At 39.0% G+C, this 14,565-nt stretch carries 8 protein-coding genes; 5 read left to right on the forward strand and 3 right to left on the reverse strand.

The genetic code is table 11. From position 1 onward, the window contains the following. Window positions 1–106: 106 nt before the first annotated feature. From ACN1CN_RS04885 to ACN1CN_RS04900, 4 genes are all read left to right on the forward strand, one after another. A complete protein-coding gene (locus ACN1CN_RS04885; RefSeq protein ID WP_419134850.1) occupies window positions 107–1,036 on the forward strand; it encodes a bifunctional riboflavin kinase/FAD synthetase in 930 nt (309 codons plus the stop codon). A 254-nt stretch (window positions 1,037–1,290) separates the two neighbouring features. Continuing rightward, window positions 1,291–1,728, forward strand: a complete 438-nt coding sequence (locus tag ACN1CN_RS04890; RefSeq protein WP_264525649.1) for a hypothetical protein — start codon at window positions 1,291–1,293, stop codon at window positions 1,726–1,728. Window positions 1,729–1,899: 171 nt separating this feature from the next. Next, window positions 1,900–2,988 carry a biotin synthase BioB gene (gene bioB / locus ACN1CN_RS04895; RefSeq protein WP_264525650.1) on the forward strand — a complete coding sequence of 363 codons (1,089 nt, stop codon included), beginning with the start codon at window positions 1,900–1,902 and terminating at the stop codon, window positions 2,986–2,988. A gap of 81 nt (window positions 2,989–3,069) precedes the next feature. Continuing rightward, window positions 3,070–3,936, forward strand: a complete 867-nt coding sequence (locus ACN1CN_RS04900) for a cupin-like domain-containing protein (RefSeq protein ID WP_419134851.1) — start codon at window positions 3,070–3,072, stop codon at window positions 3,934–3,936. Between the two features lie 70 nt (window positions 3,937–4,006). Here ACN1CN_RS04900 and ACN1CN_RS04905 read toward each other — a convergent pair whose 3' ends face one another. From ACN1CN_RS04905 to ACN1CN_RS04915, 3 genes are all read right to left on the reverse strand, one after another. Continuing rightward, on the reverse strand, window positions 4,007–8,251 hold the full coding sequence (locus ACN1CN_RS04905) for a T9SS sorting signal type C domain-containing protein (protein ID WP_419134852.1): 4,245 nt from the start codon (window positions 8,249–8,251) through the stop codon (window positions 4,007–4,009). 535 nt (window positions 8,252–8,786) lie between these two features. Beyond that, a complete protein-coding gene (locus tag ACN1CN_RS04910) occupies window positions 8,787–9,155 on the reverse strand; it encodes a T9SS sorting signal type C domain-containing protein (protein WP_419134853.1) in 369 nt (122 codons plus the stop codon). A 168-nt stretch (window positions 9,156–9,323) separates the two neighbouring features. Then, on the reverse strand, window positions 9,324–13,694 hold the full coding sequence (locus ACN1CN_RS04915) for a T9SS sorting signal type C domain-containing protein (RefSeq protein ID WP_419134854.1): 4,371 nt from the start codon (window positions 13,692–13,694) through the stop codon (window positions 9,324–9,326). Window positions 13,695–13,982: 288 nt separating this feature from the next. Here ACN1CN_RS04915 and ACN1CN_RS04920 point away from each other — a divergent pair, with 288 nt between their 5' ends. Then, complete coding sequence (locus ACN1CN_RS04920; protein ID WP_419134855.1) at window positions 13,983–14,456, forward strand: regulatory protein RecX; 474 nt, start codon at window positions 13,983–13,985, stop codon at window positions 14,454–14,456. Window positions 14,457–14,565: the final 109 nt, after the last annotated feature.

Below are 14,565 nucleotides of genomic sequence, written 5' to 3' on the forward strand. Positions count from 1 at the left end.
GTGCAATTTTCACAAAAAGTAACCGCTTGAGATTAAAAAATCAATTACGCTTAGTGTCAAATTTAAAATAGATAGTATAAATTTGCACCATCTTAAATTATTTGTTTTGAAGCTCTTTCATTCTATAAACGATTTTCAGTCCACCAAGAAAACAATTTTAACTCTTGGAACCTTTGATGGTGTACATATTGGTCATAAAAAAATTCTGGAACGCATTACCCAAAACACCGAAAACGGAAAGTATGAAAGTTTGGTGCTTACTTTTTTTCCACATCCAAGAATGGTATTGCAGGAAAAATCAGAAATAAAACTTTTGAATACCATCGCTGAAAAATCAAAGCTTCTGGAAGCAACCGGAATTGAAAATCTGGTGATTCATCCTTTTAACGAAAGTTTCTCGAGATTAACCGCTGAAGAATTTGTGCATTCCATTTTGGTTGATCAGTTTCATATTCAAAAAATAATTATTGGACACGATCACCGATTTGGCAGAAACAGAACCGCAAATATTGATGATTTAATTGCTTTCGGTCATGAATATGGTTTTGAAGTTGAACAAATTTCAGCTCAGGAAATTCAGGACGTATCTGTAAGTTCAACCAAAATCAGAAAAGCGCTGAATGAAGGAAATATGGCTTTAACCAACGATTATCTAGGGTACAGCTACTTTTTATCCGGCGAAGTGGTTCAGGGAAAACAATTAGGAAGAACCATTGGTTTTCCAACCGCAAACCTGCACATTGACGAAGATTATAAGTTGATCCCAAAAGCCGGCGTATACGTAGTTAAAGCGTTAATCGATCAAGAAGAAGTTTCCGGAATGATGAATATTGGTTTTAATCCAACGGTTAACGGGCAAAAACAAACAATTGAAGTGCATCTTTTTGATTTTGATGCTGACCTTTACGGCAAGAAAATTCAGGTTTCTTTATTGCAATACCTTCGCGAAGAACAAAAATTCGGTTCTGTCGATTTGTTAAAAGAGCAATTAAATCAGGATAAAAAAGAGGCTTTGGCATTTTTGAGCAGCCTTTAGCAACCTCCAACTTTACAAATCAGCAGCTGATTGCGAATCGGACGATTCAATAATCGCTTCAATTTAATGGATTTTATTGGAGCGACAATCTTATGTACCTCCACTAAACTAAATTCATCCGTTCTATTTTCTAGATAGTCCGGCGAAATATACTTTTCGTCCTTTTTAAATCATCGTAGTTATTTTTTTAGTAAATTTGATATAGCACTCTGTTTATCAAATATTTGCTATTAACTTCTTTAAAAATAACCATTATGAAATTACCTAAAGAAATTACCAACGGTTTTCTGATTTTCCTAGGAATCGGAATTTACTTTTTATTGATGAACGTATTAGGTTTGGCGCATTTATTCTATTTGCGAACCCTAAATGTCTTTTTTATCTTTTATGGTGTAAATAAAACAATGCGAATGAACCTTCATGAAGGCGAAACTAATTTTGTATCAAATGCGGTTTCGGCAATGGCAACCTCTGTGGTTGGTGTGGCTTTAAGCGTTTTTGGACTGTTAATTTACAGTTACGCCAGAGGTGGAGATGCTTATGTAAAAACACTTTCGGAAACATTCATGTTTGGCGGAAATCCTTCTGTACCAACTTACTGCATCTGCTTACTATTTGAAGGAATTGCTTCCTCGGTAATCGTCACGCTGATGATGATGCTGTACTGGAATAATAAATATGCTGCCGATTAATTTTTCAAAATAAATCAAACTTTTTAGCACTCTAAAATCATAAAAAAATACAATTCTATGATTTTAGAGTGTTTCTTTTTTGAAAATAGCTGTCAAATATTCATTTACAGGATTGGGCATTGGTTGATTGGAACAATTTAACTACTTTTGGAGCATCAAAAAACTGCATCAATGAGCATTACAAAACACAATTGGACAAAAGACGAAATAATCGCCATATATAATAAACCTATGATGGACTTGCTGTATGAAGCGGCAACCATTCACAGGCAAAAGCATGATCCTAACGTAGTTCAGGTATCTACTTTACTTTCAATCAAAACCGGAGGCTGTCCGGAAGACTGCGGATATTGCCCGCAAGCAGCACGTTACAACACCGGTGTTGAAGGAAATGATTTAATGAGTGTTAGTCAGGTTAAAGCACAGGCTTTACGCGCAAAATCCAGCGGATCATCTCGTGTATGTATGGGAGCTGCCTGGAGAAATGTAAAAGATGGTGAAGAATTTGACCAGGTTTTAGAAATGGTTCGTACCATTAATAAGCTTGACATGGAGGTTTGCTGTACCTTAGGTATGATTACCGAAAATCAGGCGCAACGTTTGGCTGAAGCAGGTTTATATGCTTACAACCACAATTTAGATACTTCTGAAGAATATTATAAAGATGTTATTTCAACACGTGGTTTCGAAGACCGTTTGCAAACGATAGAAAATGTTCGTAAAACGAATGTTACGGTTTGTAGTGGTGGAATTATCGGAATGGGAGAAAGTATCGAAGACAGAGCCGGAATGCTTGTTGCACTTTCTACTTTAAACCCTCAACCTGAATCTGTGCCAATTAATGCTTTGGTCGCTGTTGAAGGAACTCCGATGGAAGAGGAAAAACCAGTTGAAATTTGGGAAATGATCCGTATGGTGGCCACTACAAGAATTGTAATGCCGGATACACAGGTTCGTTTGTCTGCAGGAAGAACGAACATGAGCCGTGAAGGACAGGCAATGTGCTTTTTTGCAGGTGCAAATTCAATTTTTGCAGGTGATAAACTACTTACAACACCAAACCCTGATGTTCATGAAGACATGAAGATGTTCGAAATGTTAGGATTGAATCCACAAAAACCATTTATAAAAGTTTCACAGCCTAAAACGGTTGAAGCAGCTGATTCACAGTTTGCTCCTCTGGGCGAAAAACCAAAATGGTCAAGACCGGGACATACCATTGAAAGAAACCTTGAGGCTTCGGTAAAATCAAAAAATTAAGAAAAAGATTTTATAAATCTCGATAAATATTTTTAAATTGCTTATAACATGTGTTATAAGCAATTTTTTTATTTAAGAGAGATGAAGTTAAAACAAATCGAACGGGTAAAAAAAATTTCAAAAGCAGATTTTATTTCCCAATATGTAAAAAAGCAAATTCCTGTTGTTGTGGAAGAATTGACCGAAGACTGGCCAGCTTATCGCAAATGGAAATTATCTTATATCAACGAAATCGCCGGCAACATCACCGTTCCCTTATACGATGACCGACCTGTAAATCATGAAGACGGCTTTAACGAAGCCCATACTACCATGAAAATGAGCGATTATATTCATCTTCTGGAATCCAAGCCAACAAACTATCGCATTTTTCTTTACAATCTAATGAAAGAAGTACCCTCATTAAAAGAGGACTTTTTATGGCCGGATATAGGTTTAAATCTGGTTCGGCAAATGCCAATGCTGTTTTTTGGCGGCGAAAAGGCTCGGGTATTTATGCATTATGATATTGACTACTCCAATATTTTACATTTTCATTTTCATGGCGAAAAACAATGTATGCTCTTTGCCCCGGATCAATCCAAATACATGTACAAAGTGCCGCACGCTTTAATTTCAAGAGAAGATATTGATTTTGACAATCCTGATTACGAAAAATTTCCAGCTCTAAAAAACGCGCAAGGATATATCGCCAATCTCAAACACGGTGAAATGCTGTACATGCCTGAAGGATACTGGCATTATATGAAGTATTTAACCCCCGGATTTTCGATGAGCCTGAGGGCTTTTCCCAAAAACATTAAGAACCTGTCGAAAGCCGTTTATAATGTTTTTATCATGCGTTATTTTGATATTATGATGCGCAAATTCAAAGGTCAAAAATGGATTGACTATAAAAATGAAAAGGCCATCCGGAATACCAACCAAAATCTGCAAAAGACCTATTGAGCGCCTTTTTGTTATTACTGAAAAAGCAGCTGTAAAGATTCAATTTGCAGCTGCTTTTTCTGTTAATGGTTTAAAAAACTATTTTTCGGGTTCCGGTAGTGTCATTTTCCAATATTACTTTTACCAGTACCATCTGAGACCCTGAAGTCAGATTGGGTATTTGCAGTTCTTTGTCGCTAATTTTCTTTTTGTTGTATATTAATTTCCCCGAGAGATCAAAAACAGAAACTTCTTTGAGCTGTTCTTTGGATGAAATCACGTTTATTATTCTGTTTTTAGCCGAAACAAAGATGGAATTCTCTTGGTTTTCGAAATCGCCTCTACCTAATGTTTTGCCTTTATAGCGCAACACTAATCGATCTGAAAAAGTTCCGACCGCCGTTGTAAAAGTGTAATTACTCGCTTTTAAATCATGAATTACGCCGGCTACTTTATCTTCGATATAAATAGGCTGTTCGTTCATATTAAGGTCTACTTCGTCGATCGAAATCGTAAATTCACCCGCGATTGTAGTACGATATCCTAATGGAACAATATCGGTATCAACAAAAGGCAGCGCACGACCCTGAATTACATAATTGTTCCCGTTTGCTATACTGTAAAAATCGAGATAAGGATTAGCGTTAAAACTAATTCCGTCATAATTGGTATCATACTCATTTGTAGCTCCCTCAATATATCCTACCAGTAACTGTTTAAAGGCACCGGATGTGTTGCTCATGTTTAACCAGATACGTTTTTTTACCACAGCTGTTTCTTTTGATGTGTTTTCAGATTTAAAAAACTGATTGTTATTTCCTGCTACCCGCATAGAATTGTTAAACTGTACTTTCCCTTCAGCTACAGTAGTGACAAAAAACGATTGTCCGGCTGCTATTTTACCCGTTGGTTTAATTCCATTATCATTGGCCGGATTATCACTATGTAAGGGATCTGATTTAGCAGAAACCCCACCACTTAAATTATAAGAAGCATAATCATCGGTTGTATACTGATTTGTATAGGTTAATTGTACAGGCGTGTTGTGGGTCCAAAAATAAATAGTTCCGCCCAGTAAACTGTTTCCGCCTAGCAGTGCATCGGCACTTAATGCAGATGGGTAGGGATTACCAACTAAATAACTTTTTCCCGAACTTAAAAGTTCTCCTTCCAGATTTCCATTGTTTGGCACTCCTGAGAAAACCCCTGTAAATGCTGCTTTAACCGTATTCGAATAAGTCTCCGGGCCACGAATGATATACCCTTTGCCTACCACCATATTAGTTGTTCTATCGGTAACTACCCATTGCGTACCATCAAAACCAAAATATTTTGTTACTGCTGTTCCTGATGAAAGATCAATTAACCTTTGAGGATTTACGGGAGTTGACCAATACAGATAATCTTTTTTAAAGATCCCGGGACTTGTTCGCTCATAAAAAATACTTCCTGAATTAACGGCAGTATTCACCTGAAACAAACTTGAACTGCTTTTAAAAGTGAGCGAGGTTCCAGGTGCCGAATCAACCACTAATGCATTTTTAACCGTTAATGTGTTTGATGAATTTATGGTTACTTTTTTTCCGGCATTCACCGTACAGCCACAACTGTTTACGTCTCCGGATGAAGAAAAATCATCGGCAAAAACAATGTTCTGACTTACTGTTGGCGTTCCAAGCGACCATCCTCCGGCGATTGTATAGGTATTAGTTGCCAGAGCATTTATTACAATGTTCTGCAAAGGAAGAGAGGCACAGGTACCCGGATACTCTACTGTAAAATGATAAGTGCCGGGAGCCAAACCTGTGACCGTATATTTAGTCCAATCGCCACCTATCCCTCCGGTATAGTTATGAGAAACAGTTCCGGTCTGAACAATGGTATAATCGTTTCTATTGGGCAAATTCTTTAAAACTACTGTACCTGTCAGCACATCGCAAGTGGGTTGAACAGGCGGATCGTTAAGTGGTGTATTTGGCACAGGCTTAACGGTTATCGGATAGGTTGCCGTTGCCGTATAAGGAGTCGTACATGTTGGTGAAGCCGTTACGGTCATGGTTAAGGTTACCACATTTCCTGAATCTGCCGTTACCGAAGTATAGGTTGGCGTAAGCGTTGTGGCATTGGTAAGCGACCCGGAACCATTGTGTGTCCACAAAATTGTTCCGCTTGCTGCCGAAGCTCCGCTCACCGTTGCAGCGGCATTGGCACAAATGGTTTGCGAACCGCTTGAAGCAGCAGTTGGCTCGGCCTGAATATTAACGGTGTAAGTTGCGGTCGCAGTTTGCGGAGCACATGCATTATTACTGGTAACCGTCATTGTTAAAGTTACTGTTCGTGCAGCACCCCCCAAAGCTGGAGTATAAGTTGGTGTAAGAGTTGTAGCATTAGACAATGATCCTGTACCTCCGCTGAAAGTCCACAGAATTGTCCCATTTGAGAATGATGCTCCGCTTACCGTCGCAGTTGCATTAGAACATATGGTAACACTACCTCCCGCTGTGGCTGTTGGTAAACTCGCAACTGCTACGGTTGTCGCTGCAGATACTCCACTTTCACAGCTTCCGGGATTCACAACCTTTACAGTATAACTTCCTGCCGTTGTTACAACAATACTTTGTGTTGTTGCACCAGTAGACCAAACGTTGTTGGTAGCTGAACTGGATGTTAAGGTGACATTGCCGTTCTGGCATATGGTTACAGAGCCCGAAGGTGATATGGTAGGTGTTGAAGGCAGAGTAGTTGTAGTTATATTTTGTACTGTTGCAGTTCCTGTTGAACTGGTTCCACAACCATTTTTCGATCTGAGTCTGTAATAATAGGTTGTACCTACAGTTAATCCAGTCACTGTATAAGTGGTAACATTTCCTATATCAAGAGCATTATATCCCGTTACAAAACTCGCAAAGGTATTGACAAGCGAAACATCTAATAAATAACTCACTGCATTGGCTTCTGCAGTCCAGTTTGCCTTAAATGCAGCACAAAAAATATTAGTAGCCGCTTGCAATACAACATTACCGGGAGAAACGGCAGGTTTGTACGTTATGGTATTAGAATAGGCGCTCAAACAGCCACCATTAAAAGCTCTCACTCTGTAGTAATAAGTAGTCGCATTGCTTAAACCGGTAATATTTGTAGTTAAAACATTCCCTACATTTAAACCATTATAAGTCCCAACAAAACTCCCAAAATTAATATCGGTTGACAGATCAAGGGTATAATAAGTCGCCCCTGCAACCGATTGCCAATTGGCAGTAATCTGAGTACAGGTAGCTGCGGTTCCGGCCAAAGCAACCGGAGCAGTTCCGGACGAAGTAACGTTTACAGTAGTCGTATTGTTTGCGCTGATCGTTGAAACGCAATTGTCGGCTGCATTCCCACTTGTTCCGGAGGTTAAAGAAGTAACCGTTAAATTCTTAGCTCCTAAAGCTGAGAATCCCGGAGCTGTAAAAGTCCCGCTGCCGCTTCCCGTTACAGTCATAGTTGCCGGCGTTTGCGTCACACCATCAACCTGATAAGCAACACTATAACCGCCTACTGGCAAACTTCCGTTAAGTGTTATTGTTGACGATGTTCCGGCACAAATATTTACTGTTGTAGCACTCATACTGGTCAGACTATAAGTTGAACAATCGTATGAGATAACAACTCTTCCCGGGCCTCCATCACCTCCGGCTTTCCCAGCCCCAAGAACAGAGCTTTTAGCTCCACCTCCACCTCCGCCGGGAACTGTACCGGGATTACCATCCACTGTACCCAATAAGGATGAGATTCCTACACCTCCTGCACCACCACTATTTCCGCCATTTCCACCTGAACCAGAAGCGGCTGTTAAACCACTTTGTCCATCTACTCCTGCTCCACCATCGAATGTATTTGTACCCACACTTGAAGAAGCAAGACCTCCAGCTCCTTTGGCCGGAGTACCTCCCGATGTATTGGCTGTACCGCCACCACCGCCCACAGCAGAAACAAAACCAGTGACTGAAGAAGTTTTCCCTGTCTGACCATTAACTCCGGTACCTCCACCACCTCCACCACCTGCGGTAAGAGAAATTGTCACTCCTGACGAAATTGTATATACTCCTCCGGCAAAAGCGCCTCCACCTCCACCGGCAGCTCCTTTTTCTAAGCTTAATCCGGCGTTAGTTGTACCACCTCCGGCACCTCCACCTCCCCAGGCACTAATTGTTAAAGATGTTGAACCAGCCGGAATCACAAAAGTCGTAGTTAAATTTGTTGTTCCTGTAGCCGAAAAAGTGACTGTTTTAGTCTGTGCATAAAAAAATAAAGGCAATGCAAATAACTGAAGTGTAAGTAAATATTTTCTCATCGTGGTATTTTTTTATATTTAAAAACATAGCTTTTCAATCAGACAGAAATCCGATCAAAGTAATTTTTAAATACCTCAAAAAATAAAACAACAATACACAGGACAGATTAATCCTGAAGGCACAAATAAAATATTGGTAAGGAAAGTACTTTTTGTTTCATTTAATCGGGGCATTTAAATTCGCAATCAGTATTTAGGCAGATAAAAACTAACGGATATAGGTATTCCATATAGTTTTAATAGCAGGTGATAAAAATTAACTTAACAGGCTTTTAAGCATTTTAATCGTAAAGTAATAACAAGGTACGATTTTATTTACAATGAAACCACATGTTTTTGATTAAATTGTGCGATTTTAACACTTATCTTATTACACAATCTATTAAAAAGCAGTGTTTTAGCAGTAAACACAATGGATTACCTCAATTTCCCTGCAAATTTCAAAAAGAAACAAAAGAGTACTTGTTTAGTAAATCAAAGAAGAAATTGTTCACTGAAAATAAACGGCAGGAATTAAAAGGTGCCTGACAGCTGTTCAAAGCAAAATTTTCCTGATGATCAGCTTTCCACTTCTCAGTTTGATTTTTAGTATCAGAAACTGCTTCCCTGAATTGATTTTAAACCCTTGAAATTCCAGATTTTCAATATTTTCTTTTCGATACAATTGTTTTCCTAAAATATCAAAAATGATTATTTCGCTGATTGGTTCCCTAGCCGAAATCACTTTGATGACCCGGTCCTGCACCGAGATGATAACATCCTGCTTTTTATCCTGGAAACCATCTCCTCTCTGCCCGTCATCGGCTGTACTGAAAGCGACGTCTACTTTGTTTTGCCGCACAGAGAGTTCATGACCATACAAGCGGCCCGTCAAAACCAATGAAAGAATTATTCTTTTTATCAAAACAGGAATTTTAAGCCAACAACACTTGTAAGAATTAACTCAAAAATAAATACTCTGTCTGAAACCTGCAATCCCCAATTTTAGTGATATTTTAAAAATACCTTTCCAAAAAAAAAGTCCATTCCGAAAAACGGAATGGACTTTTTGAAATGAACTTTTATTTACGGTTTATTGAAATATAACCTTTCTTGTGGCTGTAAAATCATTTGCCAAAGTTACCTTAACCAATAAAACCTGATTTGACGATGGTAAATTCTGAATCTGTAATTCAGTATTACTCACTTTCTTTTTATTGTAGAGAATTCGTCCCGATACATCATACACCGTAACTTCTTTGATGTTTTCTTGTGCAGACTGTACCGCAATTACTTTGTTTTTTATCGAAACTAAGATTCCGTCTTTAACTTTTTCGAGATCTCCAATTCCTAAAGTTTTACCCGTATAACGCAATACGAAACGTTCTGAAAAGTTACCCACTTCTGTTTTAAAAGTATAATTACTTTGGGTCAGGTCGTGAATAACTCCTGTAGTTTTATCTTCAATATAAATCACCTGCTTGGCCATTTTACCGTCTACCTCGTCTATTCCAATTGTGAAATCACCCGCTACAGCTGTTCGATAGCCTAATGGAACAACATCCGAATCGGTAAAAGGTAACGCACGTGCCTGAATTACAAATTTATCCGCATTGCTTACACTGTAAAAATCCAAATACTGATTACCGTCAAGAGTTAATCCATCGTATAGACTTTCATAATCGTTAGTTGCTCCTTCTATGTATCCGACCAATAATTGCTTAAAAGCTCCTGTTGCACTGGTCATGTTTAACCAGATACGGTTCTTTTCGACAGCAGTTCCTTTTGAGGTGTTTGCAGATCTGAAAAATTGGCCATTATCTGCCGCTCCTAATCGCATCGCGTTGGTAAACAATATTTTTCCTGCAGCCTTAGTCGTTAGAAAAAATGACTGTCCAGCCGCAATTTCTCCAGTTGGTTTAACACCACCACCAGTGCCAAAATCTACATCCGATCTCGCTGCTGTTCCTCCAGTCAGATTGAATGAAGCATAATCATCCGCACTGTACTGATTACTTGGAAGAGGTTTTGCCGGTGTGTTGTGCGTCCAAAAATAAAGGGTACCATTTATAACATTTTCATTTGTTTTTATAAACCCTTCTATGCCCTCTGAAACAACCCTCTCTGCACTTAAAGCAGATGGATAAGGATTTCCTATCAAGTAACTTTTTCCTGAAGCCAACATTTCTGTTTCTATATTTCCATTGTTCGGAACTCCTTTAAAACTTGCTGGATAGGCTGTCTTAGAGCTATTCGAATAACCGGACGGAGCACGAATAATATACCCTTTACCTATCACCATATTATCATTCCTGTTCGTTCGAACCCACTGTGTACCATCGAAACCATAATACATAGTGCTAGGCGTTGAAGACGAAAGATCGACCAATTTTTGTGGGCTTACCGGAGTTGACCAATATACATAATCTTTTAGCAATATAGGAGGTGTGGTACGCTCGTACGTGATATCACCTGTATTGGTTACATTATTTTTTTGTACTAAACTTGCTGTATTTTTAAAAGTCATTGTACCACCACTAAGTACTTTAACATCATTGGTAATAGTTAACGTATGTCCAACTCCTATTGTGACATTTGCTCCGGAATTAACCTCACAGGCACATCCGCTCACATCTCCTGAAGAGATAAAATTGGAGTTAAAAATAAGTTTCTTTTCTGCCGTTGGAGGATTATTCCAGCTACCTGCATTATAAGTTGCTATTGCCGGAGGTGGATTGATTACTACTCCTGTAGTCGCAGTTGAGGTACAATTACCATTTCCAACGGTGTAACTATAGGTTCCTCCTGCAAGATTGGTATCTGTAACTGCAGTTCCGGTATAAGGTACAGCTACTGCTCCAGGCGATCTTGTTAAAGTTCCCCCCGAAGGAAGTCCACTTAAAGCGATACTACCAAAAGTCACCACACAGGTTGGCTGTGTAACTGTTCCTACTACAGGTGTCGTCGGAACCTCGTTAATCACAAAATTAACCAGAGTTCTACAAGAAGGATCACCTGAACAAGCTGCATAATAAGGAGTCGTACCAACAGTATTGGTGTTCATCAGACGCGAATCAATACCAACCGGATTGAACGAAGCTCCGGAACCAATTTTTGTTCCGCCAGAGGCTGTTGTATACCAATCTATTGTTGCCGGTAATGTATAATTAACCGTAATGGTAATGTTTGAAATATTAGCGTCCGGATTAAGACCATTACCATCATCAAGAGATTCTCTAAATGCGAATGCCCAACTACCCGATGGGTTTCCTGTTCCCCAGGTCCCTAAAGGAATATTAAAAACAGAACCTGAAGTCTTATTATTAGCATCCGTGGCTGGAAGAGGGTTCAAATCAGTTTGTACTCCTCCAACAGTTGCCGGTGGTGTTACCCGAACCAGCAGTTCGCTTTTCCAGGAAGGAGCGTTAGCAGTAAAACTTATCGCAACATTTGTAGCTGTTACTACTGCACCAGCAGGTAATGAAGGAAAATTTATAGTAAATCCTACGTTTCCTGAACCTGTATAAGATGTAGTATTTGATGTACCTCCTCCGTTGCTGGCAGTCATCGGTGTTTGAGCAACTGCGGCACAAGTCGATGAAGTGGTTAAAGAACCTGAACCTCCCTGGCAAATTGTAACCCCGGTTGCAACCGGATTTTTAATCGATACCGTTCCAAAAGAAGAAGTTGCCTCCGAACAGTTTCCGCTTTGCACTACTGCTCTATAGGAAGTTGTTGCAGAAATATTTGTTGCCGTTAATGTGGTAGTTGTATTAGCTATTGGTGTAATTACAGAAACGAAATTATCTGTAGAAGATTCCCATCTCACTACACTTCCATTATTTCCACTTAAATTAAAAACAGTACTGTTAGTCCCGGCACAAACCAAACTATTTCCTGAAACCGTACCCCCTATACTTAAAGGAAATACCGTTACGGTTAATTGAAATGTACTTGAGCAGCTTCCTTTTGTCGCCGTAATATTATACACAACATTTTGTGGTGTTGAAGCACTAGTACTCAATGTACCTGATATACTTGTCGGACTACCAGAGCTAGCTGCACGACCACTTACAGTTGCAGGCCCTGATGGAGCAGCCCAGGTATAAATCGTTGTTGGCGGTACAACTCCATTTGTCCCGTCTATAGGAGAAACATTAAATGTAGTTCCTGTACACGAATTAACTGCCATAGGTAAAATCACCGGTTTAGGATTTGTTGTGATAGAGACCGGGCTACTATCGCTGAAACATGCCGGATTCGAAGCAGGAGATACTCTACGTCTGTAATAAGTTGTATTTGCAACAGTTGGCGTAAGGGCGGCCGGTGTATAATCTTCCGCATCAAATCCTGTTCCGGTTGTTGCGTCTGTCCATGGCCCTGAAGCAGAGGATGAAAACTGCCATTGAAATTTAATCGTTGGATTTGCTGCACCATTGTTATACGCATAATTTGAACCGTCAAGAGTTGCTGTCGCTGCTCCGCAAACAGTTGAAGTGGCTGGGCTAACGGTATTTAGGCTGCCATTGGCCGGAGTAAGAGTAAAATTACACACATTTCCTCCGTTTTTTTCATAATGCTCTAATACAAGGTCACTGTTTCCATTTAAACTCACTAACACATTTTGGAAAACCTGAGAACTTTGCTGATTCCATTCATTCAAAACCAATACGCCATCTATATAAAGCCTTACCCCGTCATCACCCGTAATACTCACAAAGTAGCAACCCGCGGTCAGTGTCGAGCGCATTCTATAACGCACAGCAAATGTATCGGTTCTTAATGTTTGTGAAGTCCCAGCTGCGGTAAATGGAAAACATACGTCATTTCCTCCATAATTTTGAGAGAAAGCAGTTGTACCACTTGTAATAGTATTTAACTGAGTAAAAGACCCTAAATAATTAGCAAAAGCATTAGCATTAGAAGGCGGCACAGACACTTCACTTCCGTCTGAAAAATCATATACATGACCAATCCACGAATTTGTTCCTTGTGCCGTTTCATTGTCAAAATTATTGCTCCCACCAGTAAATGTTACAGAAATATCAGATGCTGTACCCGAAGTAGTTGAACAGTTGGAATCGTTAGTATATCGCACATGAAGTACTCCAGTGAATGTGGCCTGCCAGTTTGTTAGTGTTGCTGCACTATTATTACCTCCTGCAACTGCTGAACCAACATATCCAGCTGTATTACTGCTATTAAACAAAGTTATTCTTTTTATAAAACCAGTATTTGTTGTAGCAGAAATCGTATAGGTTAAACCCTGGATAACATTTACCGATACATATCTACCTACTGGTACGCCGGTAAAAGTAACTCCACCAATATTTGATCCGGATACTTCTCTGTTATAACAAATAGCTGTTGTAGTTCCAGATTGTGACCCTCCAAAGTTACACTGTCCATAATTTATAAGATAAGTAAAAAACAATACAAAACTTAATAGTAGTTTTTTATTCATGGGGCTATGTGGTATTTATGATTAAATTTGTTTTTACAAACAAAACACAAAACGTACTGCATTAAAAAACACATTTTTTGATGTTCTGTTTTTAAAAAATAACGGCTAAAAACCTGTTTTACAAGGCCCTAATAAACTGTTAATTTTTGCGTACAAAAATATTATAATTCCTCACATATACAACATTTTAGCTGAAGACTTTTTTGAGAAAAACAAAAAAAATAGTTGTGTTTTTAACATTTAAATGACTATTTTTAGCCGCAATCGTTAAAAAGAAAGAAAAAACCCATGAATTCAATCTGCACTCCAAAAGAGGCCTTACTGAAATTAGAACACTACTGTGCCTATCAGGAACGTTGTCATGCCGAAGTGGTATCTAAACTGTACAGCCTGAAAATGACTACCGATGAGATTGATATGATTGTGGTTCAGTTGATTGAAACCAACTTTCTAAACGAAACCCGATTTGCCTGCAGCTTCGCCAGAGGCAAACACCGCATCAAACATTGGGGCAGAATTCGAATTACCAATGAACTTAAAGCAAAACAAATCTCTTCGACCAATATTACACTTGCTTTAAAAGAAATTACAGCCGAAGAATACGAAGCCACTTTTGACCAACTTTCTGAACGATGCTGGAACGGCATTACCGAGAAAAACACTTTAAAAAAACGAAAAAAATTCTGCGACTATATGCTTCGTCGTGGATATGAAAGCTTCCTTGTTTACGATAAAGTCACTTTACTTGAAAAAGAATTCTAGTCTACAAAAATCCCGGGCTTAACCTCACTTCTTTCTGGCTTTTTTAGTCAAAATCACCACACCCACATACGCTATTTTCTTGCGAATTTTTTACTCAAAAGACGTTTTT

The sequence above is a fragment of the Flavobacterium sp. T12S277 genome (assembly GCF_048514875.1).
GTDB lineage: Bacteria > Bacteroidota > Bacteroidia > Flavobacteriales > Flavobacteriaceae > Flavobacterium.